19 protein-coding genes and 1 pseudogene are annotated in these 26,346 nt (G+C 59.2%); 6 read left to right on the top strand and 14 right to left on the bottom strand.

From position 1 onward, the window contains the following. Positions 1 to 170 precede the first annotated feature (170 nt). The 8 genes and pseudogenes from cmoB to ACRRSD_RS09570 form a co-directional block, all read right to left on the bottom strand. Entirely contained in the window at positions 171 to 1,127 is a 957-nt protein-coding gene (gene cmoB / locus ACRRSD_RS09605; RefSeq protein WP_435037932.1) for a tRNA 5-methoxyuridine(34)/uridine 5-oxyacetic acid(34) synthase CmoB, read from the bottom strand. Further along, positions 1,124 to 1,903, bottom strand: a complete 780-nt coding sequence (cmoA, locus tag ACRRSD_RS09600) for a carboxy-S-adenosyl-L-methionine synthase CmoA (protein ID WP_435038493.1) — start codon at positions 1,901 to 1,903, stop codon at positions 1,124 to 1,126. The genes cmoB and cmoA overlap by 4 nt, the downstream gene beginning before the upstream one ends. A gap of 165 nt (positions 1,904 to 2,068) precedes the next feature. Continuing rightward, positions 2,069 to 2,713 (bottom strand): lysoplasmalogenase, encoded by a 645-nt coding sequence (locus ACRRSD_RS09595; RefSeq protein ID WP_435037931.1) that lies wholly within the window; start codon positions 2,711 to 2,713, stop codon positions 2,069 to 2,071. A 2-nt stretch (positions 2,714 to 2,715) separates the two neighbouring features. After that, complete coding sequence (locus ACRRSD_RS09590; protein ID WP_007916811.1) at positions 2,716 to 3,108, bottom strand: protease inhibitor I42 family protein; 393 nt, start codon at positions 3,106 to 3,108, stop codon at positions 2,716 to 2,718. Positions 3,109 to 3,371: 263 nt separating this feature from the next. Then, positions 3,372 to 5,789, bottom strand: coding sequence for an endopeptidase La (gene lon, locus ACRRSD_RS09585; RefSeq protein ID WP_435037930.1), 2,418 nt, complete (start codon positions 5,787 to 5,789; stop codon positions 3,372 to 3,374). 796 nt (positions 5,790 to 6,585) lie between these two features. After that, positions 6,586 to 6,855, bottom strand: a pseudogene (locus tag ACRRSD_RS09580) (DUF6124 family protein); the annotation flags it as partial. An 88-nt stretch (positions 6,856 to 6,943) separates the two neighbouring features. Then, positions 6,944 to 12,670: a membrane-targeted effector domain-containing toxin gene (locus ACRRSD_RS09575; RefSeq protein ID WP_435037929.1), complete on the bottom strand. Its 5,727-nt coding sequence runs from the start codon at positions 12,668 to 12,670 to the stop codon at positions 6,944 to 6,946. 207 nt (positions 12,671 to 12,877) lie between these two features. Further along, positions 12,878 to 13,252: a DUF6124 family protein gene (locus ACRRSD_RS09570; protein ID WP_435037928.1), complete on the bottom strand. Its 375-nt coding sequence runs from the start codon at positions 13,250 to 13,252 to the stop codon at positions 12,878 to 12,880. 688 nt (positions 13,253 to 13,940) lie between these two features. Here ACRRSD_RS09570 and ACRRSD_RS09565 point away from each other — a divergent pair. After that, on the top strand, positions 13,941 to 14,129 hold the full coding sequence (locus ACRRSD_RS09565) for a hypothetical protein (protein WP_435037927.1): 189 nt from the start codon (positions 13,941 to 13,943) through the stop codon (positions 14,127 to 14,129). Positions 14,130 to 14,191: 62 nt separating this feature from the next. Here the strand turns inward: ACRRSD_RS09565 and ACRRSD_RS09560 are convergent, their stop codons facing one another. After that, positions 14,192 to 14,557: a DUF6124 family protein gene (locus tag ACRRSD_RS09560; protein WP_311883000.1), complete on the bottom strand. Its 366-nt coding sequence runs from the start codon at positions 14,555 to 14,557 to the stop codon at positions 14,192 to 14,194. A gap of 534 nt (positions 14,558 to 15,091) precedes the next feature. Then, positions 15,092 to 15,424, bottom strand: a complete 333-nt coding sequence (locus ACRRSD_RS09555; RefSeq protein ID WP_435037926.1) for a hypothetical protein — start codon at positions 15,422 to 15,424, stop codon at positions 15,092 to 15,094. Positions 15,425 to 15,791: 367 nt separating this feature from the next. Here ACRRSD_RS09555 and ACRRSD_RS09550 point away from each other — a divergent pair, with 367 nt between their 5' ends. Next, positions 15,792 to 15,971 (top strand): hypothetical protein, encoded by a 180-nt coding sequence (locus ACRRSD_RS09550; RefSeq protein WP_435037925.1) that lies wholly within the window; start codon positions 15,792 to 15,794, stop codon positions 15,969 to 15,971. 112 nt (positions 15,972 to 16,083) lie between these two features. On the opposite strand, the gene ACRRSD_RS09545 is transcribed toward ACRRSD_RS09550, so the two are convergent. Both ACRRSD_RS09545 and ACRRSD_RS09540 read right to left on the bottom strand, forming a co-directional pair. Further along, positions 16,084 to 18,495 carry a glucose/quinate/shikimate family membrane-bound PQQ-dependent dehydrogenase gene (locus ACRRSD_RS09545; protein ID WP_435037924.1) on the bottom strand — a complete coding sequence of 804 codons (2,412 nt, stop codon included), beginning with the start codon at positions 18,493 to 18,495 and terminating at the stop codon, positions 16,084 to 16,086. A gap of 216 nt (positions 18,496 to 18,711) precedes the next feature. Then, entirely contained in the window at positions 18,712 to 20,073 is a 1,362-nt protein-coding gene (locus ACRRSD_RS09540; RefSeq protein WP_435037923.1) for a carbohydrate porin, read from the bottom strand. Positions 20,074 to 20,373: 300 nt separating this feature from the next. Here ACRRSD_RS09540 and ACRRSD_RS09535 point away from each other — a divergent pair, with 300 nt between their 5' ends. Both ACRRSD_RS09535 and ACRRSD_RS09530 read left to right on the top strand, forming a co-directional pair. After that, on the top strand, positions 20,374 to 20,604 hold the full coding sequence (locus ACRRSD_RS09535) for a VF530 family DNA-binding protein (protein WP_007916799.1): 231 nt from the start codon (positions 20,374 to 20,376) through the stop codon (positions 20,602 to 20,604). Position 20,605: 1 nt separating this feature from the next. Continuing rightward, positions 20,606 to 21,244 carry a Pr6Pr family membrane protein gene (locus ACRRSD_RS09530; protein ID WP_435037922.1) on the top strand — a complete coding sequence of 213 codons (639 nt, stop codon included), beginning with the start codon at positions 20,606 to 20,608 and terminating at the stop codon, positions 21,242 to 21,244. Positions 21,245 to 21,346: 102 nt separating this feature from the next. Here ACRRSD_RS09530 and ACRRSD_RS09525 read toward each other — a convergent pair whose 3' ends face one another. Then, positions 21,347 to 22,135: a siderophore-interacting protein gene (locus ACRRSD_RS09525; protein WP_435037921.1), complete on the bottom strand. Its 789-nt coding sequence runs from the start codon at positions 22,133 to 22,135 to the stop codon at positions 21,347 to 21,349. After that, on the bottom strand, positions 22,132 to 22,707 hold the full coding sequence (locus ACRRSD_RS09520; protein WP_435037920.1) for a PadR family transcriptional regulator: 576 nt from the start codon (positions 22,705 to 22,707) through the stop codon (positions 22,132 to 22,134). The genes ACRRSD_RS09525 and ACRRSD_RS09520 overlap by 4 nt, the downstream gene beginning before the upstream one ends. 509 nt (positions 22,708 to 23,216) lie before the next feature. On the opposite strand from ACRRSD_RS09520, the gene ACRRSD_RS09515 reads away from it, so the two are divergent. Then, positions 23,217 to 23,708 carry a CS1 type fimbrial major subunit gene (locus tag ACRRSD_RS09515; protein ID WP_435037919.1) on the top strand — a complete coding sequence of 164 codons (492 nt, stop codon included), beginning with the start codon at positions 23,217 to 23,219 and terminating at the stop codon, positions 23,706 to 23,708. A gap of 113 nt (positions 23,709 to 23,821) precedes the next feature. Then, complete coding sequence (locus ACRRSD_RS09510) at positions 23,822 to 26,344, top strand: CS1-pili formation C-terminal domain-containing protein (RefSeq protein ID WP_435037918.1); 2,523 nt, start codon at positions 23,822 to 23,824, stop codon at positions 26,342 to 26,344. The last annotated feature ends 2 nt before the right edge of the window (positions 26,345 to 26,346 follow it).

Genomic DNA, 26,346 nt, shown 5'->3' with positions numbered 1-26,346 from the left:
GGCTCCCTCTCCCAGAGGGAGAGGGGACTGACCGGATTGGATGGGCGAGGTCCGCCGACCTGAGTTATCGAGTCGTACTCAAGTTTAGAAAAGCCCAAAGATCAGCTCCCTCTCCTTGGGGAGAGGGCTGGGGTGAGGGGTGGGCTCACCGCGGTGGGTGGGTGGGTGGTTTACTTTTTAGCGACAATCACCGCCCGCATCGGCGCCGGCAATCCTTCAATCGTTTTGCTGTGATCGTCCGGATCAAGGAAATCACTCAGCGACTGATACTTCATCCACTCAGTCCCGCGCTGTTCTTCAACCGTTGTTGTGCTCACATCCACGCATCGAATATCGGTAAACCCCGCACGACGCAACCACAACTCCAGCGCCGGCACCGACGGCAGGAACCACACGTTACGCATTTGCGCATAACGATCTTCCGGCACCAGCACCTGATGCTTGTCGCCTTCGACCACCAGCGTTTCCAGTACCAGCTCGCCGCCCTTGACCAAGCAATCTTTCAGCGCCAGCAAATGCTCGATCGGCGAACGGCGATGGTAGAACACGCCCATGGAAAACACGGTGTCGAACCCTTCCAGATTCGGCGGCAGGTCTTCGAACGGGAAGGGCAGGTGCCAGGCATTTGGCTCTGACAGATAGCGTTGCACGGCCTGGAACTGGCAGAAGAACAGCCAGTTTGGGTCAACACCAATCACGCTGTCCGCACCGGCACCGAGCATGCGCCACATGTAGTAGCCGTTGCCGCAACCGACATCGAGGATGCGTTTGCCTTTCAGATCCAGATGCGGTGCAACCCGTGACCACTTCCAGTCCGAACGCCATTCGGTGTCGACGTGCACACCAAACAGGTCAAACGGCCCTTTGCGCCATGGCGACAGCCCCATCAGTGCAGTACGCATCTGCGTGCGGGTTTCATCGTCGCAATCGGTGTCGAGCCTCAACCCGTTGAGCAGATCAACTTCGCTCGGCTGGATCTTCGGCAAGGCGTCCAGCGCACTTTGCCAGCGCTCCAGATCGCCGTGGCCCTTCTCCATTTTCTTGTCGAGTTGCGCCTGCAGGGTGTTGGCCCATTCGGCCAGCGGTGTGCCGGCCAGACGGCGAGCGAGGGGGGACAGATCAATCATGGCAAGGCAATCAACGAGGCAAAGTTAAGACACTGGAACCACGGCACGACTTTCGAGAACCCGGCAGCCAGCAGGCGTTCGCGGTGTTCTTCGAGGCTGTCGGGCTTCATGACGTTTTCGATGGCGCTGCGCTTCTGGGCGATTTCCAGTTCGCTGTAGCCGTTGGCGCGTTTGAAGGCAACGTGCAGGTCGGTGAGCAGCGCATGTTCTTCGGCATCGTTGAAGCGCAGCTTCTCCGAGAGAATCAGCGCGCCACCCGGCAGCAGCGATTGGCGAATGCGCGAGAGCAATGCGGTGCGCTGATCGGGAGCGATAAATTGCAGAGTGAAATTCAGCGCCACCACCGAGGCTGGCTGGAAATCGAGGGCGAGAATGTCGCCTTCGATCACGTCCACTGGCAGCAACTCCTGGAACATCGAGTCCTGGCCGTTGAGGTATTCGCGGCAGCGCTCGACCATCGCCGCCGAGTTATCCACAGCGATCACCCGGCAACCGTCGGTACGCACATGGCGACGCAGCGCTTGAGTGACCGCGCCCAGCGATGAGCCGAGGTCGTAGAGCACGCTGTTCGGCTGGGCGAACTGTGCAGCGAGCACGCCGAGGTTTTCGACGATGGTCGGGTAACCCGGCACCGAGCGCTTGATCATGTCCGGGAACACCCGCACCACGTCTTCATTGAAGGCGAAGTCAGGCACCTGGGCCAAAGGCTTGGCGAAAATACGATCGGGTTCTTTGCTCACGGCGGTTCCGGCGGTGTCGGGGGAAAAGGCCGGCATTTTAGCCAAAAGGGCGCGGGGATGCTTGGGTTGTCTGATAAAGCGTTTTTTTGCCAGTGATCGTTCCCACGCTCTGCGTGGGAATGCCGCCCCGGACGCTCTGCGTCCCTGCGTAAGTGACGCAGAGCGTCACAGGATGCATTCCCACGCGGAGCGTGGGAACGATCAGAGGCTAGCGCGTTTGCTTTGGGAGAACGCGGAGGCCGCAATGCCCCACTGGCCCAGCCAGTAGCTGAGGATGATGACGTATGGCGCGGCGTGGAATGGCGATACGAAGCGATCAATACCGATCACGCTGTCCGAGAACACAAACGCCAGCGCACCGCCCGCCGCCAGCAACGCCGAGCGTTTCGGCACATCGGTGCCCAAACGGGCCAGCGCGCGCCAGAGCATCGCGCTGATCGCCGTGCCATAAACAACCACCGGCACCAGCAATGGCCCAAGACCGCTGGAAATCAGAAGACCCAGCAGCACCGCGCCCACTCCGAGGGCAAGTACCAGCGGCAAAATCGCCAGACGCTTGCAGTCACTCAGATAAGCCTTCAGATAAGCCAGATGCGCAACCAGAAACGCGCCGAGGCCAAATACAAACAGATCGCCCGGCCATGCCAGCAATACATCACCGAGCAGCGAGAAAATCAGCCCCAGACTGATCCAGCGCCGATAGTCGCTGGGCGGCGCATCGTGCAGCCAGCCGAGCAATGCCAGCACCGGCAACGGTTTGACCAACAGGCACAGCAACGCCGCATGCGTGCTGACACCGTAGAGAAACGTCACCGCGCCCATCAGCGCCAGAATCAGCCAGCCCATGATCAGTTCACCGAAATGGCGCAGTCAAAGGTTTCCACTGGCAGCACTTCCGGTGCCCAGGGTTGTTGCGAAGTCAGGCGCAGACGCCCGGTGCCGGGGGCGAAGGCCTGGAAGCGCCAGGTCGACAAACCCGCTGCGCCGACCACACCGGCATCTTCGGGATTGCTGTAGACCTCGGGGCTGAGTGCACGCAGCACGCCACCGGCGGAATCCTGAATCGCCCAGCGATAACCCGTGGTCGGGTTACTTGGCAGCATGATGATGAGGTTTTGCCCGTTGGTCAGCCGCACCGGGCATTCGCTCTGTTTTTCCACGGTCACGTTATGTTTCGGTTGCGTGGCGCAAGCGGCCAGCAGCGAGAGGGCGAGGGGGAGAAACAGGCGAGTGGGGGACATAAGGTCAGCGGCTCCGACGTTGGCGACGAACGGCGAGCATAACTGAAGATGAGACAAAGTGTGACAGTGCCTGCCCTCACCCTAACCCTCTCCCAGAGGGAGAGGGGACTGATCGGGGGATATTGGCGAGGTACGCCGACCTGAGCGTGCGTCAGCGAATCCATAATCGACCCGGTGTTTCAGGTCGGCGCATAGCGCAAGACCGCTCGGTTGGCTCCCTCTCGTGGGGGAGAGGGCCGGGGTGAGGGGCTACGGGCTACCGGTCAGAACAGTACCTTCGCCACATCCGCAAACTTCTTCGCGAAATGCACGGTAATCCCTTCCTTCAGATAATCCGGCAACTCCTCAAAATTACCCCGATTCGGCTCCGGCAAAATCAGTTCGAAAATCTTCTGCCGTCGCGCCGCGATCACCTTCTCACGCACCCCGCCAATCGGCAGCACATGCCCGGTCAGCGTCAGTTCGCCGGTCATCGCCACGCCTTTTTTTGGTGGCTGATTACGCGCAAGCGAGAGCAGGGCGCTAGCCATGGTCACGCCGGCGCTCGGGCCGTCCTTCGGTGTCGCGCCTTCCGGCACGTGCAGGTGGACGAAGGCTTCGTCGAAGAACTTCGCGTCACCGCCAAATTGTTTCAGGTGCGAGCTGACGTAGCTGTAGGCGATCTCTGCCGACTCCTTCATCACATCACCGAGTTGCCCGGTGAGTTTGAAGCCACGGTTCAGGGTGTGAATCCGCGTCGCTTCGATCGGCAAGGTCGCGCCACCCATGCTGGTCCAGGCCAGGCCGGTGATAACACCGGTGCCGGACAGCACTTGTTCGTTGCGGAACACCGGATGGCCCAACGAGGCTTCGAGGTCTTTCGGGCCGAGTTTGATCACCGCTTTCGGCTCGTCGATCAGCTTCATCACCGCTTTGCGTACCAGTTTGCCCATTTGCTTTTCCAGCTGCCGCACGCCGGCTTCACGGGCGTAGCCGTCGATCAAGGCTTTGAGCGCGCTGTCGCTGATACTCAGGCTGCCCTTGGACACACCGGCCTTTTCCAGCAGTTTCGGCCACAGGTGGCGCTTGGCGATGGCGACTTTCTCTTCGGTGATGTAGCCCGACAGGCGAATCACTTCCATCCGGTCCAGCAGCGGGCCGGGAATCGAATCGAGGGTGTTGGCGGTGCACACGAACAGGACTTTCGACAAGTCCATGCGCAGGTCGAGGTAGTGGTCGAGGAATTCGACGTTCTGTTCCGGGTCGAGGGTTTCCAGCAGCGCCGAGGCCGGGTCGCCCTGGTAGCTCTGGCCCATTTTGTCGATCTCGTCGAGCATGATCACCGGGTTCATCACTTCGACGTCTTTCAACGCCTGCACGAGTTTGCCCGGTTGTGCGCCGATGTAGGTGCGGCGGTGGCCCTTGATCTCGGCTTCGTCGCGCATGCCGCCAACGCTGAAGCGATAGAACGGCCGGCCGAGGGATTCGGCGATGGATTTGCCGACGCTGGTTTTACCCACGCCCGGCGGTCCGACCAGCAGTACGATGGAGCCGCTGATTTCGCCTTTGTAGGCACCGACGGCGAGGAATTCGAGGATGCGGTCCTTGATGTCGTCGAGGCCGGCGTGGTGTTTGTCGAGCACTTTGCGCGCGTGCTTGAGGTCGAGTTTGTCCGCGCCGTACACGCCCCACGGCACCGAGGTCGCCCAGTCGAGGTAGTTGCGGGTGACCGCGTACTCGGGCGAGCCGGTCTCGAGGATCGACAGTTTGTGCGTTTCTTCGTCGAGGCGTTTCTGCACCTGCGCCGGCAGGACTTTGCCTTCCAGACGTTGCTGGAACTGTTCGAGGTCAGCGCTGCGGTCGTCCTTGGTCAGGCCGAGTTCCTGCTGGATGACTTTGAGTTGTTCCTTGAGGAAGAACTCGCGCTGGTGCTCGCCGATCTTGCGGTTGACCTCAGCGGAGATTTCTTTTTGCAGGCGTGCGACTTCGACTTCCTTGCGCAGCATCGGCAGGACTTTTTCCATGCGTTTGAGCATCGGCACGCAATCGAGCACTTCCTGCAATTCCGGGCCAGTGGCCGAGGTCAGGGCGGCGGCGAAGTCGGTCAGCGGCGACGGATCGTTGGGGCTGAAGCGGTTGAGGTAGTTTTTCAGCTCTTCGCTGTACAGCGGGTTGAGCGGCAGCAGTTCTTTGATCGCGTTGATCAGCGCCATGCCGTAAGCCTTGACCTCGTCGGTCGGCTCGGTGGGCTGGTGCGGGTATTCGACTTCGACCAGATACGGTGGGCGGTGGTGTTTGAGCCAGGTCTTGATGCGCACGCGGCTGAGGCCTTGAGCGACGAACTGCAGTTTGCCGTTTTCGCGGCTGGCGTGGTGGACTTTGACCAGGGTGCCGTATTGCGGCAGGGCGCCGGTGTCGAAGTGGCGTGGGTCTTCCTGGGGCGTGTCCATGAAGAACAGCGCCAGGGAATGGTGTTCGGATTTGCTGACCAGTTCGAGGGTTTCGGCCCACGGTTCTTCGTTGACGATGACCGGCAGGACCTGGGCCGGGAAGAACGGGCGGTTGTGGATCGGGATGATGTAGACCTTGTCCGGCAGGTTCTGGCCGGGCAGGGCAAGGCCTTTGCCGGAAGAGGTGTGTTCGATGTGTTCGGCTTCGGTGTAGTCGTCTGGGTTTTCCGGGAATTCTTGCTGGTCGCTCATGGGGCACCTGCGCAATGGGGTATGGGTCTTAGATGGGGCAGGGTTTGGGTGGTTTCAATGGCGGGGGATGTTTCTGCTTGTGTGTTCAGGGTTTTGACAGGGTTCACGCTTTGGACTTGGCGGCCTTTGGGCCGACCATGTTGGGGGTGTTTGGTGTGTATATCCGTTGTTTAGGTAACGGCGGCTTAGGGTTTCGCCCTTACGGCGACTCACTTTTTTTCAAACGCCAAAAAAAGTAAGCAAAAAACGCTTGCTCCTACGTGCGGCCCGCTCGCTGGGGCTCGGGGTTCCTTCGCTGCGGTATCGATCCGAGCGCAGCGTCTCCGGTTTGCTTCGCTGCACCTACTCCCGCTGAGTTTGGCTGCGCCAAACGGTCGCTGCGCTCCCACGCCCGGATCAATCCCTCCACTCAGCCTTCCGACGTCGCCTTACAGATCAAGAGCTGCAGCCGAGCTAACGCTCATCCTGTTGAGTGGTGAAGAGCACAGCGCGGTCGGCTGTGGTTTTGTGTTGGATTCGCCCCTCATCGGAACGCCGCCCGCCCAGCCCTCTCCAGAGGGAGAGGGAGCCGATGGTGAGCTTTTCAAAATTTGCGTTCAACTCGGTATTTCACGTCGGCGTAACTCCCCCAAACACCTCGATCAGTCCCCTCTCCCTCTGGGAGAGGGCTAGGGTGAGGGGCTTTTGATCTGTTTCGGAATCTGAGTTCAACGCGGTATTGCCCGTCGGCATAGCTCGCCCAAACACCTCGATCAGTCCCCTCTCCCTCTGGGAGAGGGTTAGGGTGAGGGGCTTTTCAGCTGTGTGTCGGTGTTTGGGATATTTCGTGGTTATCCAGCACGCGGTTCACCGCCAGTTCGGCGAGCATGATGATTTGCTGAATCGCCAGTATCGTGCGCCGTTGCGGCAGGTCGATGTAGGCGGCGATGTCGCTGGTCATCAGCCTTGCTTGTGCCAGGGATTCGCAGGCGTGGACCAGCAGGCTTTCGCTGTCCTGCTCGGGGGCGGCCTGGAACATGGTGCTGGGTTTGTCGAAGCGCAGGATTAACGCGTTGGGTTTGAGGTAAGGCGCAGAACTGTGGCATCTGGCTGTAAAAAACCACCGGGCCATCAAGCCCGGTGGTTGTTGGCAATGCGAAGGTCAGACCTGACGGTTATTTCACCTCGGTCAATTTCACATCATCGACCAGCATATCGATCAAGCTCTGCAGGTATTTGAAACCCTCATCTTTTTTCCCCCAGCGATCAATGAAAAACAAGCCGTGGTCATTGACCTGGATCGGTGTGACAACGATGTCGCCGGTTTTGGATTTATGCACCAGGCGGGGCCCGTCTGTGCCTGTATTTTCGATCATGAACATTCCGGAGACGGTCAGTTTGCTACGGCTGACTGGCGGCGTCGGGGCGGGCTTTTTCGTTCCGGCGACGGCCACTTCCATGAGGAAGTCGCTGCGCAAGGCCCGGCTAGTGGTGCCGCGCTTGCTGGCTACCACTTCCCACGTCCCGCGGTGGATATCTCGGGCCAGTTCCGGGGCAGTGTCGCGTACGCGGAGACTGACCGCCGAGAGGGTATCCGCCAGACCCGGCACACCCAGGTTGTAGTTGGTGTGGGCATTGCCGATGAGGGCCACCCATTTATGCGGTCCGTGTGCCAGTTGGTCGGCTTCGATCACTTGGGTGGCGAAATAGCTGAACATCTCGTTTCGCGAGATATCTTCGTCAAACACACCTTTGAGGTGGTAAGACGCCGTGCAATCGAGTGCCCTGATACGGATGTTGTATTTTGCCGCCGCCTGACAGACCGCTGTGTACGTATCGTTACCGTCATGGGTTGGCATGTGACCACGGTCCTGAACGCGCAGGTAAGCCTTCAGTCTGTCCGGCATGCGCTGTGTCCGATAAAAAATATCCAGATCGGCCTGGTGCAAATCGGTGAGCAGATGTTCCACGTAGAGCGTGTCATACCCGGCTCGCTTAAGCGCTTTCATGTGCTTTTTCAGCAGCGCTTTGCTCGCTATGTGGGAATGGGCCTCGCCGATCAGCAGGTTCAAGCGTCCGTCGGCCAGCAGCCGCAAAAACTCCTCGAACGTGGTGTCGGAGGTGAGCGCCGGGAGCGTGGCCGCTTCGGGGGGCGTGTAGTGAGCAAAAGCATCACTGGCCTTTTTCTCCAGGCGCCCGCGGTTGGCGATGAACGCCTCGAACGCCCGTTTTTCACTCGGTACGGTCGGGTTGTAGCGTGAATCCATGGCGTAGGGTTGATGCAACATTTGCGCAATATCGTCGCGCATCGAGGGCGGGATATCGTACTCGCTGAAATGCTCGACAACGGGGGTAATTGCTGCTGGCCTGGAGACGGGCTGAGGTGCCTTGTACGCCGTCGGCCATTGCACACGATAATCGCCTTTGGCGGCCGAATCTCCGGCGATTGACCCGGCTGAATCGAGGCCGATACGTGCCGCCTGATCCTGTGCGACATCCTCCACGCGCACGGCGACAGCCGCGTGCAGGTCGGCCAGGCCGGGGGTGTTGTCGAAGGTGCTCATGCGTGATTGTTCGGTGAGGACCACCCAGCGCTCATCAGGCGCATCCGCGATATCGGCGGTCAGCGTCTTGTGCGAATAGAAATTCCTGAGGCTATTGCTGCGCGGGGTCAATGGCGAGACGTCGTTCAGTACCATCGCTCCTTCCAGTTGATAGCTGGTCGAAGCATCCAGTGCATGGATTTTCAGACCTTTTTCGCGCGCTGTACGCACCAGTGCCAGATAAGAGAATGGCGCGTTTTTCTCATGGCCCAGCGCACGGTCGACGGCTTCAAGATGGGTTTTGATGTGTCTCCAGGTTCCGCCCTTGTTCATCTTTTCCAGCTTGATATTGAAGACATCCCCCGCCAGGTATTCCACATAAAGTCGCTTGAAGCCTGTGCTCACGAGTTCGTCCACACCATCGATCAGCAGTTGTTTGCTGGCGATCGAACCGGGCTGGGCGCCGATCACCAGGTTTTTCCCTTTGACGGCGTCGCTGGCCAGTAACCGGGCAAACGACAGGTCGTCGCCGACGGGCGGAGCTTCGGCGCGGGCTGGCAGCGGGGCAAGTTCGGCGAAATGCGCGGTGGCGTCTGCGCTGAGCTTTTCAACCTGCTTCAGGTAGGCGGCGCGTGTCGAGGCGAGTTCATCAACCACGCCGGCAATAACCAGGTAGGGACTGGAGGCTATATCGTCCTGACTGCGCAGGAGGATGTCCTCGCGGGTTTGCGGATTCATCACTGCTTCGACGCGCTGCCGGTATTTGCGCTCCACGCCATAGACCTTGTATGGGCCGGGAGTCTCTGGCACGGCCTCGTACTTGGGCGCGCCGCCGGTCATGCCGCTGCGTACCATCATCCCGTCGGCATTGCGCACGGTCAGGATGCCGGTGGAGACGATCTCGGGAGAGTTCGGCTTACGGCTATAGAGCAAATAACGACCGATTGCGTCAGGATTATTCCTGGCGTAGTACATCTGGCCTCTGAAAACCACCACACGCATGTCATCCCAGTCAGGTTGGGGGGCCACTTGATCGATCACGGTCATGACATTCTGTTGTTCGCTGCTGGCACTGGCGAGGCTCTGTCGCAAAGGCCGGCGCACGGGTTTAAGCGAACGTAGCGCCGGACGCAGGTCGGTCAGCACCGCGCCGGCACTGTTGAACAGATAACCGAGCAAATGCTGGAACGCTTCGCCGTGGTCACCCTGGCGGTATGCGTGCAGGGCGAGCATGGCGTCCTTGAACGCCAGCAACAGGCCGGTGCTCAGGCTCAGCAGCGGGAACGGCGCAGTAGCAATGGCGGTGATCCATTCGACACTGGTCCAGACCAGACTGGCGATCATCTCGGCACGGCTGGTGGTGGTGGCGTTGACGTCGTCGATGCGGCGTTGCAACTTCATGTTGTAAAGAGCCGTGCGCAGATCACTGACCGCCGCGTCCGCGCGGGTCGAGTCGTAACGTGCCGGGCTGGGTGTGGTTTTATTGAGGTCTTTGGGCAGCCCTTTCTTGATGTTTTCAAGGTGCGAACGCACCCGCGTGCGGGCGCTGACGCCGACGCGCAAGGTCAGGTATTCGAGCATGCCGGGCTGCTGCTGGAGCAGGTAATTGAACAGCCGCGCTTCGCGGAAAGCGACGCCGTCGGGCGCCTCGGGGGTGTAGAGCAAGACCGGGTTGTCGCCATGGCTGAACAGCCACGCATCGAGCACCCATTCGCCGTCGATCATCAAACGCTGGAGCGGATAGGTCGTGCGCATGGAGCCGGAAGTCTCAGCCATGCTGTCGATACTCTGCTCCAGCCATTGCCGATCATGGTGGGTGATGTGGCCTTGCAGCTGGCATTCCAGCGCGGCGCTTTTCATCTGCCGCTGGGTTATGGCCAGGGTCGCGTTGCGCCGCAAGTCGTAGCCTTCACTTGTCGAACTTTGCAGTTCAGCCTTGACCTTGTCGATGTAGCGCTGGCCGACCCACACACCGGTGACCGAGCGCGCGACATTCTGGGCGGTCAGGTTGCTGATATCGATGCCCTGCGGGCCTCTGAAACGCGCCGAGCGGGAAAATTTCTCATCGAGAAATCCGACGCCATCGGCGTAGCCGTCGCGATAAAGCGTGGTGTAGGTCAACGGTTTTGGCGTCCACGAGCGCACGATGGAGGTCGGCGAGTAAGCCCAGACGGTATCCGGATCGACATCGTTGGCCGCGCGCTTGAGCAAGCGGTTCAAGCTGATTCTGGCTTGCTCGTGCACGTAGTCATCAAACGCCGGAAAGCGACTGCCCGACAAGACGTGCCTGTTGAACGCACGCAAGGCGCCCTCGGCGTCTTCGCTCAAGGTCGTCAGCTTTCGCCGGTTGGCAGCAGTGGTGGAGCGATACCACAGCGGTGTACAGAAATCGTAGTCGTCGATCTGCGTGGCGAGCACATGTTCAGCCATCGCACGCAGGCATTCGGGATGACTGCCGATGTGTTCGAACGTGACCTTTTGATGCTCCAGCGCCTCAGGTTTGAAACTCAGCCCGGCCAACACGTGACGCAGCTTGGCGCGAAAGCGCATGGGGGCGCGACTGATCAGGTAGCCGGCCATGCTGTCAGCGACGTCACTGTGCCTGGACCAGCCCAGCAGTTGGGTCTGGCACTCGCGCTCACTGTCGAAGGCCTGGAATTGTTGCGCTCGCGGCGCCTGTGGCGTGCACAGCAACAGCCGTTTGAGCGCGCCGCTGTCGTCGTTCTGGCGCAATACCCACAAGTCTTGCAACTGTGCGCCGTGCAGCGACAGGGTCGCGGCGCGCAGGCGCGGATCGCTGCCGTCACGCAGGTGCTCGATCAGTTTCAGGTCACTGTCGAGCAGGTGCCCTTGCAGCACGGCTGTGTGAGCGAGGGCGACGATACGTAGATCGAGCATCTGCCTGATGGCGGGTTTGATCGCGGGCTTGGCTTGCAGCTCTTTTTGCAAATGATTGAAGTCAATCCGGGGCTGCAGTTCCACGGCTTGTCTGATCAGCCACGCCGGCGTCACGTCAGCGTAGGCTGGCGGCAGAGGTGCGTCATCGTAGGTGAGGGTGGTGTGCTTCAAAAACTCCGAGCCCGGCAATTCATCGCCGGTGTGCGGGCCGCGCAAGGACAGTTCGAGCAGACTGGATTGATGCACATAAACACCGTAGCCCGGCACTCGGCGATCGGTCGAAAGGCTTAGCTTTTCCGGCTCGAGATCGTCGATCTCCAGGTCTTCGCTCAATCGTTCCAGCCATTGCTGGCGGGCCAGTGCCGTCAGGCTGCCTGCCGGCTCCATCAAGTCGAGCAGGTGTTGCCGCGCTTGCTGGTAGTTACGCAGATGCTGCGCCAGTGCAGTTTTTTGCGCGGTGCTGGCGCTGCGGTACCAGTCCGGTGCGCTATAGCGCAGGTGGCGCTCGAACAAGGTTTGCGCACGTAATTGCAGGCGCGGCGTGAGATCCGGCAGGGCGGCGGCAATTGCACGGTCCAGCGCTGTGAGCAATTGTCTGGGGTCTTGCTGCGGGTTATCGGCGAAGCTCAAGGCGCGTTCGATATCCTGCGTGCGTTTTTCGATCAGCGCATCGTAGGTGTGTTCGAACAAAGGTTTGCTGTCGATTGGGGCGAGCAGCAGCGGCCAGATCCCTGCTGCGCCCACCGCGTGATAGCGCGTCGGCAGCATGGACATGAACTCCTCACTACCGCTGGCCTGGTTCAACGATGTACGCAGTTGGCTGTCGAGATCAGCCAGGGAGTTGAAGAATTCGATGCCTCTTGCGGGGGTGAACAGCAGGGCGAAACCCATGCTCTGGTCGGTCTGCAAGTCCTTGACCCGGCGCGTGTCCTTTTCCGTGACAACAAAGGCGCCGGCAAGCTCAACGGTGCTGTCTTGATAGCTGAACTGCAAGGCGTAAATGGCCGGGCGCAGCATCGGGAGCAGATCGAGTTTTTGCAGCAGTTCGCCGGCTTGCGGGTGCAACAGGCGGTCGGTGACGGCCTGCCTGGCTTCGTGGCCGATGGCGGTGAAGCCTGCATCATAGTTGAGGAAGGTTTTCGCCGGTTTATCATCGATCCGGTCGCTCTGGTCCATGTTGATCAATTGGGTGGTCAGTCTGACTTTCAGCGTGGCGATCAGCTGTTTGCCTGCATCGCTTTGCAGATCGCTGTCTTCCAGTGCCTGATACAGCGCGCGGCTGCGTTGCAGATAGCTTGTCCGGTAAGTTTTCAATTGCTCTTCGAGGCGTTTCAGAAAGGCCTGTTCGGTGGTCGGTGGCTGCTCGGGAAGCAGTGGGGTTTGTGCATTGAACAGCTGATGGGCTATCGCGTTGAGATCGTTTTTGATCTCTTCGGGGGTGGGGGCTGTAGCGGGGATCATGGGCGCTTTTCCATGCTGAGGGTGAGCAACCAGCATGGCGAGAGGCAGCGGGGGGCAGGTGGTATCTATGTATGGGGGGTTATTGGTCTGTCGATGTGTTCGAGTTCGTCGAACGGCCCTCAGACCTGCTCGCGAAAGCGCTGTGTCAGTCACCAAAACTGCTGATTGCGCTGACGTCTTCGCGAGCAGGCTCGCTCCCACAGGGGGTTAGTTGTGTGTTGGGGATTGCGGGATTTCGTGGTTGTCCAACACGCGGTTCACCGCCAGTTCGGCGAGCATGATGATTTGCTGTATCGCCAGGATCGTGCGCCGTTGCGGCAGGTCGATGTAGGCGGCGATGTCGCTGGTCATCAGGCTGGCTTGTGCCAGGGATTCGCAGGCGTGGACCAGCAGGCTTTCGCTGTCTTGCTCGGGGGCGACCTGGAACATGGTGCTGGGTTTGTGGAAGCGCAGGGTCAAGGCGTTGGGCTTGAGGTAGTGGTCGAGGGCGCGCTCGGCGGCTTCGTGGAATTTCTTCGAGCCGGGGAATTCGTAGGGGGTGGTGTCTTCGGTTTCTGGCGGATTGGGTGTCGGCTTTTTCATTGTGAAACTCCGAATGATAAATGGGGCTATCACTCTCAATCACCGCGACGCGACGGAGGGTGGCAGCTGTACGCGGGTTCGCGGACCGAGTCATTCGGCAATCTCGGCATACCCGAAGGTATCCCGCGCACAGCCACCATCAAACCAAACAACAAGCACCTGAGTGCTCCGGTTTGGGCCGGCGATTATGCATCAAATCGAATGAACTGCTCGGGCCGCGACGCCCGTTCGCTGAATTTTCAGCGACCCCCTGAGCCTATCCAGCCGATTTCCGAGGCACAACCGACGCGACTTGTCGGAAAACTCCGAGCCACTTTCAACGTCTGTAGGACGAGCACATTCCCACAGACAGACACTTTTCAACCTGTGGGAGCGAGCTTGCTCGCGAAAGCGGTGTGTCAGGCACCGTAGATGTTGAATGTGCTGACGCCTTCGCGAGCAAGCTCGCTCCCACAGGGTTCTCCGGTGGGTGCAGAAATGGCGTGCACAAAAAAGGCGATGCCTCTCGAGAGTCATCTTCAATCTGACGGTTAACTCATAGATCAAAGTTCATTGCGGTTTATTTCGAACCGGTCTTGAACCCCTGTAATTTCTGACAGTAGACACATTGCCCGGTCGATCCGAGATTAACCAGGCGCCTTTGGGCAGAACGGCACATGCCAATTTACGGACTTCAAGGAATCCAACCATGAGTTATACCGATACGAATTACCAAGGCTTCACTATTCGCGAATACTCCTCCGACACCCCAGGTCTGCGTTATCGGGTGATCTATAGCGCAACAGAGGAGAGTTTGTTGCTTGAGACCCGCAAACACGCCGAGCAATTGATCATTGAGCGATTGCAGCGGATGAAAAGTGGAGGCAAAGCTTTTTGAATCGGCCGGGCTAACGCTCACCTTGTGCAGGAGCTGCGGCAGCTCCTGCACAAGGTGAGTTGTCAGGTATTTGCGGGGATTTCGTGGTTATCCAGTACGCGGTTCACCGCCAGTTCGGCGAGCATGATGATTTGCTGAATCGCCAGGATCGTGCGCCTTTGCGGCAGGTCGATGTAAGCGGCGATGTCGCTGGTCATGAGGCTGGCTTGGGCTAGTGATTCGCAGGCGTGGACCAGCAGGCTTTCGCTGTCCTGCTCGGGGGCGACCTGGAACATGGTGCTGGGTTTGTGGAAGCGCAGGGTTAAGGCGTTGGGTTTTAGGTAGTGGTCGAGGGCGCGTTCGGCGGCTTCGTGGAATTTCTTGGAATCGGGGGATTCGTAGGGCGAGGTGTCGTTGGTTTCAGGGGGATTGGGTGTTGGCTTTTTCATGATGAATACTCAGTTGGTGAAAGTGGAGCTGCCTTCGATTGCCGCGACGCAATCTGAGGTGGCAGCTGTACGCGGGTTCGCGGACCGATAACTGAGAAATCGGCATACCTCCAAGGACGGTATCCCGCGCACAGCCGCCATGACACAAACAACGGGCACCGAGGTGCCGTCAGGTTGGCGATTATGCATCAGTTATCGGGCCGCGACGCCCGTTCGCTGAATTTGCAGCGACCCCCAGAGCCTATCCAGCCGATTTCCGAGGCACAACCGACGCGACTTGTCGGAAAACTCCGCGCAATTACCAGCGTCTGTAGGACAAGCACATTTCCCACAGACCAACACTTTTCAACCTGTGGGAGCTAGCCTGCTAGCGATGGGGCCCTGTCAGTAAACACAGATGTTGAATGCCAGACCGCACTCGCTCGCATAGCTCGCTCGTAAAGGAAGTTTGCCATTTTTAGCAGATTATTTAGCACCCAACCGCGCCGGCATCATCACCGACCGGATCGCTTGTTCAAATACGCCGTAGTGCGATTATTTTCCCATGTTCGCTGGGTTGTAGTAGTTACACGCAACGATTTCAGCACCCTCATAGATAGTTGAAGTGTATGGTCCATTTGCGTCGCAAATATCACGCGTTTTATTAAAGAGCTCCCCTGGGGCATGGGCTCGCCAGTACATTTCCTTCTTGGTATTGGCTTCACAACTGGCTTCGCCAGGTATAACTCCGATAGCCTTCAGCTCACTCAGCGCTTTATTGCAATTTTTTGCCTTGTCTGTAAGTACGTCGGCTTTAACAAACGTTGAAGCAGTCAACGCCATGATGGTTAACAAGAGCGCAGCGCCCCTGTTTCCTGTATTGTTCATGGTTGATCTCCTTGAATATCTAATGCAGCTTACGGAACCAGGACTGGTGCGTAGCTACTTTCCTGGCAAGAACTCCTATCAATGCGACTGCATCGTCATCTTTTTTGCTATGAGTGGCTACTGTCATAGTTGACAGTTTTTTAGTCCGTTTTTGCTGAGTTTCGATCAAGCTTATGCTCTTTGGATTTTAATGCTGAAGGGTCGCTCTTTTCCTGAGTGGTTCATATTCCGCTTCGGATTTGTCTTTATCTCGAATGCGTATTGAATACCTGTCAACTCTGACAGTTGACGGTTTTTATAACGTTGTACGACATTGGTAGGGCGATTTCTCATACTAGGGAAGTGCGCAAAATCAAGGAGATAAATCATGAGTTACCCTATTACGACAACCTATCAAGGCTGGACCATTTTGGAACATGATCCTGCCAACTCAGGCGACCGTTTCCAGATTCTCTACTCCGATGGGAAACCTGGCGGTCTGTTTGCATCGTTGGCGGATGTACAACAGTCAATCGACGCTCAAATAGCCCAAAGCAAAAGAGGATAGTTTTCATTGGTGCCACATGCGCTGCCGTGGATGGAGCATTTTGGGCGCTCGTCTATGTAAAAAGGCGCCACCCTTCACAGGGTGGCGCCTTCATTTTTACCGCCGCTAAAACTTATTCCGGCAGTTTGTACGCAATCACGTAGTCACCCATTTTGGTACCCAGCGAACCGTGACCGCCGACAACCAGCAGCACATATTGCTTGCCGTCCTTGCCGGTGTAGGTCATCGGAGTCGCTTGGCCACCCGCCGGCAGACGCGATTTCCACAGCTCTTTACCGCTGTTCACGTCGTACGCGCGCAGGTACTGGTCAAGGGTGCCGCTGAGGAAGCCGACGCCGCCAGCCGTGACCATCGAACCGCCCATGCTAGGCACGCCCAAGGTGAAGCCGATCGGGATTGGCGAGCTGTCACGGCTGGTGCCGTTTTTGCGTTTCCACACGACTTTGCCGGTGGTCAGGTCGATACCGGCGACGTAGCCCCAGGCCGGGGCCTGGCACGGTACGCCGAATGGCGACATGAACGGGTGCATGATCACCGCGTATGGCGCGCCGGTGTTCGGTTGCACGCCAGCGGTTTCGCTTTCGCGTTTGCTGCCGGCGGCGACTTGCTCGCGTGGCACCATTTTCGAAACGAAGGCCATGTAGTTCGGGCTGGTGAACAGCATTTGGCGAACCGGGTCGACCGAAACGCCGCCCCAGTTGAACACGCCGACGTTACCCGGGTAGATCAGGCTGCCTTGTTCCGACGGCGGGGTGTACTGGCCTTCATAACGCAATTCCTTGAACTGGATGCGGCACAGCATCTGGTCGAACGGGCTCGCGCCCCACATGGCTTTTTCGGTGAGTTCCGGGGCCAGCAGGTTGAGGTCCGAACGGGCCTGGGTCGGTGCGGTGTGGTCGCCTTTCACGGCGCCTTGCGGTACCGGGACTTCCTTGATCGGGATGATCGGCGTGCCGTCACGACGGTCAAGGACGTACAGGCTGCCCTGTTTGGTCGGGGCGATCAGCGCCGGTTTCACACCGTCGGCGGTTTTCATGTCGAGCAGGGTTGGCTGGCTGCCAACGTCCATGTCCCACAGGTCGTGGTGGGTGAACTGGTAGTTCCAGCGCACTTTACCGGTGGCCAGGTCCAGGGCTACGACGCCGGCGCTGAATTTCTCGGCGCCCGGGGTGCGATCAGCGCCCCACTGGTCTGGAGTCTGGTTGCCCAGTGGCAGGTAAACCATGCCGAGTTTTTCGTCGACACTGGCCAGCGACCACATGTTCGCCGAGTTGCGGCTGTAGGTTTCGCCCGGCGCCAATGGCTCGGTGGCGTCTGGCTTGTCGCTGTCCCAGTTCCATACGAGGTGACCGTCGCGCACGTCGAAAGCGCGAATCACGCCCGATGGCTCGTTGGTCGATTCGTTGTCGGTAACGTGACCGCCCATGATCACCAGATCACGGGTAATCGCCGCTGGCGAGGTGGAGTAGTAACCACCGGCGGTGAACGGGCCGATGCCTTGGGTCAGGTCAACCACACCTTTGTTGCCGAAGCCTTCGCAGATCTTGCCGGTGTCGGCGTTCAGAGCGATCAGGCGAGCATCAGCGGTTGGCAGGTACAGACGACGTGGGCAAGCCTGCGCAACGGCTTTGCCAGCCTCGGAAATCACCGCCGAGGCAGCGTTTTCAGACTTGGCATAAGCAGCTTCGTCGTAGTACGACACGCCACGGCAGGTCATGTGGGCGAAGCCTTTGAAGCCGACCGGGCTTTTGATCTGTGGATCGAAGCGCCACAGTTCTTTGCCGGTGTCCGGGTCCAGGGCCAACACTTTGCTGTGCGCTGTGCAGGCATAGATCATGCCGTTGGCTTTCAGCGGGGTGTTTTCGTTGGTCAGCTCGACCGGGTCATCCGCCGTCGGCAGGTCGCCGGTCTGGATGCGCCAGGCTTCTTGCAGCTTGCCGACGTTGGCCGGGGTGATCTGCTTCAGCGGCGAGTAACGGTCACCGAACTCGGTGCGGCCGTAGGCCTGCCAGTCGCCATCGGGCATGGCTGGCGCGGTGCTGGTGGTGTCCGCAGTGTCGCGGCCCAGTTCGCCGAAGGTTTCGCCCGGGTGGGTGAACAGGCTGGCCAGAGCGGTGACGCCGGCCAGCACCACAGCGACGGTCAGACCGCCAGTGCCCATCGGCGCCGGGCCGTTAAGCAGCAGCGGACGACGGAACCACGGCAGCAACATCACGAAGCCGAGGACGAACCACAAGGCCAGACGTGGCACCAGTTGCCACCAGTCCAGACCGACTTCCCACAGCGCCCAAACGGTGCTGGCGAACAGAACGATGGCGTACAGGCCCAACGCAGCGCGACGGCGCATCAGCAGCAGGATGCCGCTCAGCGCAATGCCGATACCGGCCAGCAGGTAGTAAAGCGAGCCGCCGAGCATGCTCAGCTTGACCCCACCGGCCAACATGGCCAGGCCCATCAGTAGAAGCAGAATGCCGAGCAGGCTCGGTAGCAGACGGCCCCGACTCGAAGCACTTTCGGTGCTCATAGTGTGATTCTCCGTGACGTTTATGTAGTCCCGCGCTGTAGTCACTTTAGATGACGATTTGGCACAGGCATGGTTCAGATAAAAACTTGTCTAGCTAACGAATTTTCCTGTGGGAGCGAGCCTGCTCGCGAAAGCGGTGGTTCAGACATCAACGATGTTGGCTGTCATGGCCTCTTCGCGAGCAAGCTCGCTCCCACATTGGGTCTCAGTGGTTCTTTAGAACGACGACTGGATCTTGATCCCGCCGATCAGGGCGTCGTCGACGTTGTTCACGCCACCGGGGTGGCGGATGTATTGCAAGTTCGGGCGTACGGTCAGCCAGTTGGTCACGTGCACGCCGTAATACAGCTCGGCGCTGTATTCGGTGTCTTGCGGCGGCAGGAAGGACGGGTCGTCGTAGTCGTAAACGGCGTTGGCGCGGTTACTGGCTTCGGCGTTTTTGCGGAAGGCCGGGTTGACGTGCACGCGAGCGAGGGCGAAACCGATGTCGTCCTTGGCGCGCGCATCGAACGGGCCTTTGTAGGTGATGCCGGCCTGCACGTAGTTGTCGATCGCGTTGGTTTTCTTGTCGTGCATCGTGCCGTTGGCAAACACGCTCAAGCCGCGCGAGTTATCGCTGGCCATGCTGGTGATTTGCTGTTGCACACCGAGCCACACGCCGTGTTTGCTTGACGCGCTGCGATAGGCTTCGCCGCTGAGGGCGGCCGGTTGGCCGTGGCTGTCTTTATAGACGTCGCTGGCCTTGGCGTTGCTGTAGTAATAACCGGCGCGGTATTCGCCCGGCAGGCCGTTGAGCTTCGGTGTCCACACCAGTTCGATCGGCAGGATCGCGCCCTGGGTGCCGCTGCCGCTGAGTTTGAAGCCGTTGCCGCGATCGAGGTTCGACGGGTTTTGCTCATAAGCGCCGACCTGCGCGTACAACTCTGGGGTCAGGTGATATTTGACGCGCAGCGCCCACTGGCTGACCGGCCAGTTGTACCAGATGCCGCCGACCCAGTTGCCGACCTGCGAGCCGCAGAACGCCAGGTTCTGGAAGTCGCACGGGAAGCTGTTGAAGTCTTCGCCTTCGCCGAAACGGCCGACCTTGATGTCGAGTTTCTGATCGAAGAATTTCTGCTGATACCACATCTGCGTCAGGCGTGTGGTCTGGCCACGGCCCCAGACTTCCTGGGCCGAGGTGAAGCCACCGACGCGCGGATCGTTGATGCGGTCGTTGCTGATGTTGTTGCCGCTGCGTTTGGTGATGGTCAGTTGAAACTCGGCGTCGTCCCAGCCGAGGATCTTCTGCAGGTCGAGGTGTGTGCCCAGACCGAACTGATCGCTGTAACGCGCAGTGCGGTCATGGTCGTAGCCGCCGTGCAGGTTGCTGCCCATTTCGCCGGTGTAATCGAGCTTGAAGTCGTAGCCTTTTTCCGAGAGCTCTGTACGCGTGCCGTTCCAGTCACCGAGCATGTACGGTGATTCACTGTCGAACGCGGGCGCCGCTTGGGCGCAAGTGGCGAGACTTAGGGCGGTGCAGCCGCCAAGGGTGCGCAGGGTTGAGATAGCGCTGTCTCTGGAGAAGGAAAAATCGGGCATGGCTAAGTCTTTTCTTGGTGTTTTCGGGGTGCGGGCTGAGTGCTTCAATACGTCGCAGGCAGTGAAGCGATTCAGCGGAAGGGCGGCAGGATAATGATCTGTTACAAAAAGACAAAGGCCTTTTGTGAACATGCAGCGTTTCGGATTTGGTAACAGTGCGGCAAACGGGCGCATTGTCGGCCGGTTCGCAGCCTGCGATCTTTTCAGGTTGGCCTACATTTGAAGGTAGGCCTTCCACCCGATCACCCCCTCGGCTAAGGTGCGCGGCTTCTGCATTTTCACTTCGCCCAAAGGCCTGGCATGAACGAACAAACCCCCGATCCGCTGCACGGCGTGACGCTTGAACAGATCCTCAACGCTTTGGTGAGCCATTACGAATGGTCGGGTCTGGCCGAGCGCATCGATATTCGTTGCTTCAAGAGCGATCCGAGCATCAAGTCGAGCCTGACGTTTTTGCGCAAAACCCCGTGGGCACGGGAGAAGGTCGAGCGTCTGTACGTGAAGTTGATGCGCACCAAGCGACCGCTCTGACATGGACGCCGGTTGGCGCCGTCGCCTGATCACCTGCGCAGCCGTACTGGGCTGGGCGGGGTTGGGCATTCAGCTGTACCTGATTTTCTTCGCGCGCTTGAGTGTAGGCGCCAGCCTGTTGGGCGGGCTGGTGAGTTTTTTCAGTTACTTCACGATTTTGACCAATACGCTGGTGGCGACGGTGCTGACCTGTGCCGTGACCGAGCGTGAATCTGCTGCACGGCGCTGTTTTTTACAACCGTGGGTGAGTAGCGGGATTGCCGTGAGCATAGCGGTGGTGGGACTGGCCTACAGCATTTTGCTGCGGCATTTGTGGCACCCGCAAGGCTGGCAATTTATCGCTGACGAATTGCTGCACGACGTGATGCCGCTGCTGTTTCTTGGTTATTGGTGGGCGTGGGTACCGAAGGGCACGTTGCGCTGGTGGCACCTGCCGGTGTGGCTGATCTATCCACTGGTGTATTTCATTTACGCCTTGCTGCGCGGGCATTTGCTCGGGGCGTATGCGTATCCGTTCATTGATGTGGCGGTGTTGGGTTATCCACAGGTGCTGCTCAATGCCGGGGGGATATTGGTGGGGTTTGTGGTGATTGGGTTGCTGGTCGTCGGCCTCGACCGCTGGCAAGCCGTACGAAGTTAAGGTCAGGGTGGGAGCGAGCCTGCTCGCGAAAGCGGTGTATCAGGCGACATCGTCGGTGAATGTCAGACCGCATTCGCGAGCAGGCTCGCTCCCACAGGGTTCTCATTCTTCTTCGGAAGTGCCTTCGGCGCGCCAGTAGCCGACCGCTTTGATCAGTTGCTCATCCAGCCCGTGCTCATCGATCAGCACTCGGCGAATCTGCCGTGAAACTTTTGTTTCGGTCGCCACCCAGGCATACAGATTGCCCTTGGGCACCTGCAATTGCTTCACCGTGGTCAGCAGGTTGTCCCGGCCACCCTCGCGCAACACCCAGATCACATTGACCTGCGCCGCGCTTTCCAGCACTTGCTGCTCGGCACCGTTCTCCACCTCAATCACGACCAGCGCCTTGCGATTGGCCGCCAGGCCTTCGAGGCGGCGAGCGATGGCGGGCAGGGCGGTTTCATCGCCGATCAGCAAGTAGCTGTCGAAAATATCCGGCACGATCATCGAGCCGCGCGGGCCACCGATGTGCAGGTATTGCCCGGGTTGCGCTTGCTCCGCCCAGGTCGACGCAGGGCCGTCACCGTGCAGGACAAAATCGATATCCAGTTCCAGCGCATCGAGGTCGTAGCGACGCGGTGTGTAGTCGCGCATTTCCGGTTTTGGGCCATCGTCCTTGCCGGCGCCGAGCACCATGGTTTCCAGCGCGGCGGCTTGTTCGGCGTTCTGCGGGAACAACAGTTTGACGTGATCGTCCGTGCCCAGACTGATAAACCCGGCCAGCTCCGGCCCGCCGAGGGTGATACGGCGCATGCGCGGCGTCAGGTCGACCACGCGCAGCACTTCGAGCTTGCGGCGTTTGATTTCGTGCATCACGCGGTGAATGGTTTGGCTATCGACTGCAGTCATTCGGCTTTCTCCGGGGCAGGTTGAACGGCGGGGCCGTCGACGATGGCTTTGGCGGTGTCGTTGAGCAGGTTACGCACACGCAGGATTTCTTCGGCGCTCCAGCGCCCATGGTGCATTTGCAGGGCATGGCGCAGGTTGTGTACGGCTTCGTGGATTTCCGGCGGTCGGTCATGGCCGCGCAACGAGCGTTTGCTGACATCGATGCGCATGCGTACGCCATCGAGTGCTACGGCTTGTTCGCTTAAAGACAAACGACCCGCTTCGGTGACGCTGTAGCGTTTTTTGCCGCCCTCGGCGTCGCCGGTGATCAGTTCGCTCTCTTCGAGAAAGGTCAGGGTCGGGTAAATCACGCCGGGGCTGGGGCTGTACGCACCGTCGAACATGCCTTCGATCTGGCGGATCAGGTCATAGCCGTGGCACGGCTGTTCGGCGACCAGCGCCAGCAACAGCAATTTCAAATCACCGGGTGCAAACACCCGTGGGCCACGACCGCCGCGCTCACGTCCGGGACGTTTTTCAAAGCCGTCACGGCCGTCGCCGTGTTCGCGGTGGGGGGAATGGTGGTCTCTCATTTCGTCTTCTCTCGTCGTGTTTAGATACAACTTAAGATATATCTTAAGGTCTGCGCAAGACGTTTTTCCCTCAGACCTGACCTTGGCTGACGAGCGGCAGCCGACCTGCAAATGCAAGCGGTGATTTTCAGGCGGATGTCGCCAGCGATAACTTGAAAGTTAAAGTCATCACTCTATTTGCTGTAGAGTATATGTTCTAAATTTCACTAAGTTGCCGTAATGATGGGGCGAACTAGCTGTATGGTTTTTTAACTTTAACTGTCTGTAGGGGATAACTTACAGTTACCGTTTCGAATATCGATTTTTTGTTCTTTTTTCTTGCGGGTCACGGGGTTGTTTAACTACGCGGTTATCGGAAGTTACTTGCTTACTTTCCAGAGGCAACAGCCGATGATGCCCCGGCATTGAAAGTTCAAGTTTGACCTGGCTCAACTCGGGCAGCGACTCGGGCAGTGTTTGTCTTGAACTTTCAATGTTCATCCCCCTATCAAGAAAACAGGTACATAACGATGTTCAAGAAACTCGCAATCGCCGCTCCACTGGCTCTTCTGGCACTGGGTTCCACTGGCGCATTCGCCGCTGGTGAAGCGTCGCACTCGATCAGCCTTGTCGCTCATGTGCCGACCAACGGTTTCTATGTGGTGCCGACCGACCCGGATCTGGTCAACAAAGACCAGGACATGAGCTATCAGCCGACCACCGGCAAGATGCGTGACGTCAATGGCTTCTTCGATGTGCGCAACAACAACGGTTCGGTTCACGCCAGCCTTGAAAGCCAGCCGAAACTGGTGGCCGGCAACACCTCCATTGACCTGCGCGTGCTGCTTAACAACAAGGAGTTGACCTTGACTCCGCAACTGGTGGTGGGTGAGTCGGAGTCCGACGTCAACTACCGCGCGCCGCTGAACATCAGCGCCGTAGGCAGCAACTTCCAGCCGGGCGACTACACCGGTTCCGTGGCGATGATCTTTGATGCCGTGCCACCGGTGGGTGGCAACTGATCATATTGATCAGGCACTAAGCGTGCACTTGTACAAGTGGCGCTGACCGACGGGGCAGGCAGCAGTGTTTGCCCCGCCGGACTTTCCTTGTTTGTAAATCAGAGTACGAGTTCATGTTCCCGATGACACCCATCGCGGCTGCGCTTGCGCTGTTGTTTTGTGCCAGCGCAGCCGTGGCTTCCAACTCCACCGGTACCACACCCCGCAGTCTGCTGGCGCAGGCCAAGGGTTTGCCGGCGGATTTCGAAGAGCATTTCTTTGATGTGCCTCTGGCGGTACGGGTCGAAGTCGATCAGCAACCGCTGGGTGAGGCCATGGTGGTGTTATCCCGCGATGATCGCATCACCCTGCTCGAATTCACCGACACCAGCGAAAACCGCTTTGGCCCCGCCGAACGTGAAAAGTGGGCGAGCTACCTCAAGCCCGGCGTGCCGTTGGGGGCGTGCAGCGGTTCCTGCCCGGAGCAGTTTCTGGCGGTGCACTACAACCTGGAAAATTCGCTGGTTTCGATCCTTACCGAAAACGCCGAGCGCGATGTTGAGGCCAAGCGTTACTACGATCAGCCTGAAAGCGGCAGTCACGGTTTGATGGTGCGTAACCAGCTCAATCTCAATGGCGGTCAGGACCAGGATCTCGGCGGACGCTTCGGCCTCGAAGCCAGCTCAAGCCTGGGCAACTGGAGCCAGACGCTCAACCTGCAAGTGGCCCGTCTTGGCGGTCCGGACGACAAGCTGTATCACGCCATTCAAGAGCTGCACACCCAGCGCGAACTGCAAGGCAGTTTCTTCCGGCTGGGCTATTTCACCCCCAATTCCGAAGGGTTGACGCGCCAGCCACGCACGTTCGGCACCAGCCCCGACACCGCCGTCGGTGTGATGTACGGCAGCTCCGACAGCCTGGCCATCAACAGCCCGATGCCCAGCGTTTATCCGATCTACGTCACCGCCAACCGCCAGGGTTCGGTGGAGATCTGGCGCGATGGCCTGTTGATCAATACCCAATCGGTGCCGGCCGGTTTGCAGACCCTCGATACCCGACCGTTGCCCGGTGGCATTTATGAAGTGGAAGTACGCCTGATCGAAGATGGCCAGATCACCTCCACCACCCAGGAGCTGGTGTACAAGCCCAACAATTGGCGCAACCTCGACGAGCGCTGGCGCTACAACGTCTTTGTCGGCGAAGAACAGAAACTGCTGAGCAACTGGGACACTCAGGCCAGCGGCAGTCCGACGGCGGGTGCTTCGGTGAATTACCTGCTGCATCCGCGGGTGATTCTCGGTCTGTCGGCGCGGCAGATTCGTGAAAAGCTGCAATACGGCACGTCCATCGACTGGACCCTGGCCAACCACATCAGTCTGTATGCCAACGTCTACAAGACCGAGGATTACGGTACTGGTCTCGATCTGCAAAGTCTCTACAACTATGGCGCCGGTAGCATTGTCGTCAGCCACAACCGCAGTTGGCTCGACACCACCAACACCTACGACACCCTGCCCGATGGCACTCGGGTGCGACCGCGCAATGTGTTTATCGGCCAGACCAGCAATTCGTCGCTGGCGCTCAACCATCGCCTCAGCAGCAAGAGTTCGGTCAACGCGCGGGTCTCGCACAGCGAAGGCAATGTCGAGGGCATGGGCGTCGATCTGGGCTGGACCCAACGCACGATGGTGCTGGGCAGCGATGCCAGTTGGCGCCTGTCGATTTTCGATCGGCCGGGCAGTTTCAGCAGCGGCGATGCACGCAATCGCGGGGTCGACTTGAGCATCAACATGGCGCTCGGCGCACCCGGCCAGCAGATCACCGGCAGTATCGGAACGCGCACGGCCCGCGACGGTACGCGTGACAACAACGCCTCGCTCGGCTGGCGCAAGGATTTTCAGGATCACGTCCTGCAAAACGTCTCGCTTACCGCGCTCACCGACACGTATGGCGTGGGCGTATCCAGCCTGGCCAATTTCCGCACCGATTCGGTCAATGGCGACGGCTTCGTTCAACGCTCCTCCTACAACGGAAACTTCACCGGCGGCCTCAACCTCGACAGCACGCTGGTGGTCGGCGGGCAGCAGATGCTCATGACCAGCCAGAGCGAAGTGCGCGGCGCCGGGATGATTGTCGATGTCGAGTCGGACATCGAGGACATCGTTCTGCGCGCCGATGATTACAGCGGTGGCGGAGCAGCGTTGAAGCCGGGGCGCAATTTCATCCCGATTACCGCCTATCAGAACAGTTCGGTGAGTTTCGATTTCGAAGGCAATAACGTCCCGGCCGCCACCATCGAACCGGCACGCACCCGTTATCACTTGAACAAGGGGGGCGTGGAGTACCGCAAGGTCCGCGTGATGAAAACCCTGACCGTGCTCGGCCGACTGGTGGACGGACAAGGGCGACCGCTCAAAGGGCATCACGTGATCAACCACGCCAGCCGGGGGGTGACCGAAGTCGACGGGTTTTTCTCGATGGAAATGAACGCCGGTTCGCCGACCCTGGAGGTGCGTCAGGGCACCCAGTTGCTGTGCCAGTTCCGCCTCAACGAGTCCGACCATCGCAGCGAGAACAACGTGCTGATGATCGGCGATCTGCGCTGCACGCCGGACACTCTGGCCGACGTCACCTCAACCGAACAGAAGGCAGGTTGATC

It is taken from the genome of Pseudomonas neuropathica (genome assembly GCF_051174785.1).
Classification (GTDB): Bacteria; Pseudomonadota; Gammaproteobacteria; order Pseudomonadales; family Pseudomonadaceae; genus Aquipseudomonas; species Aquipseudomonas neuropathica_A.
Note: the sequence above shows the minus strand (reverse complement) of the source record. Positions and strands in the feature narration are given on the sequence as shown.

Bases quoted from the DNA above. Each gene is read 5' to 3' on its own strand.
- ACRRSD_RS09530 (WP_435037922.1), top strand. From the start codon at position 20,606: ATGGACGCCGGTTGGCGCCGTCGCCTGATCACCTGCGCAGCCGTACTG.
- ACRRSD_RS09520 (WP_435037920.1), bottom strand. From the start codon at position 22,707: ATGAGAGACCACCATTCCCCCCACCGCGAACACGGCGACGGCCGTGAC.
- ACRRSD_RS09595 (WP_435037931.1), bottom strand. From the start codon at position 2,713: ATGGGCTGGCTGATTCTGGCGCTGATGGGCGCGGTGACGTTTCTCTAC.
- ACRRSD_RS09510 (WP_435037918.1), top strand. From the start codon at position 23,822: ATGTTCCCGATGACACCCATCGCGGCTGCGCTTGCGCTGTTGTTTTGT.
- ACRRSD_RS09535 (WP_007916799.1), top strand. From the start codon at position 20,374: ATGAACGAACAAACCCCCGATCCGCTGCACGGCGTGACGCTTGAACAG.
- ACRRSD_RS09590 (WP_007916811.1), bottom strand. From the start codon at position 3,108: ATGTCCCCCACTCGCCTGTTTCTCCCCCTCGCCCTCTCGCTGCTGGCC.
- ACRRSD_RS09575 (WP_435037929.1), bottom strand. From the start codon at position 12,670: ATGATCCCCGCTACAGCCCCCACCCCCGAAGAGATCAAAAACGATCTC.
- ACRRSD_RS09550 (WP_435037925.1), top strand. From the start codon at position 15,792: ATGAGTTACCCTATTACGACAACCTATCAAGGCTGGACCATTTTGGAA.
- lon (WP_435037930.1), bottom strand. From the start codon at position 5,789: ATGAGCGACCAGCAAGAATTCCCGGAAAACCCAGACGACTACACCGAA.
- ACRRSD_RS09555 (WP_435037926.1), bottom strand. From the start codon at position 15,424: ATGAACAATACAGGAAACAGGGGCGCTGCGCTCTTGTTAACCATCATG.
- ACRRSD_RS09540 (WP_435037923.1), bottom strand. From the start codon at position 20,073: ATGCCCGATTTTTCCTTCTCCAGAGACAGCGCTATCTCAACCCTGCGC.
- ACRRSD_RS09570 (WP_435037928.1), bottom strand. From the start codon at position 13,252: ATGAAAAAGCCGACACCCAATCCGCCAGAAACCGAAGACACCACCCCC.
- ACRRSD_RS09560 (WP_311883000.1), bottom strand. From the start codon at position 14,557: ATGAAAAAGCCAACACCCAATCCCCCTGAAACCAACGACACCTCGCCC.
- cmoA (WP_435038493.1), bottom strand. From the start codon at position 1,903: ATGCCGGCCTTTTCCCCCGACACCGCCGGAACCGCCGTGAGCAAAGAA.
- ACRRSD_RS09515 (WP_435037919.1), top strand. From the start codon at position 23,217: ATGTTCAAGAAACTCGCAATCGCCGCTCCACTGGCTCTTCTGGCACTG.
- ACRRSD_RS09545 (WP_435037924.1), bottom strand. From the start codon at position 18,495: ATGAGCACCGAAAGTGCTTCGAGTCGGGGCCGTCTGCTACCGAGCCTG.
- cmoB (WP_435037932.1), bottom strand. From the start codon at position 1,127: ATGATTGATCTGTCCCCCCTCGCTCGCCGTCTGGCCGGCACACCGCTG.
- ACRRSD_RS09565 (WP_435037927.1), top strand. From the start codon at position 13,941: ATGAGTTATACCGATACGAATTACCAAGGCTTCACTATTCGCGAATAC.
- ACRRSD_RS09525 (WP_435037921.1), bottom strand. From the start codon at position 22,135: ATGACTGCAGTCGATAGCCAAACCATTCACCGCGTGATGCACGAAATC.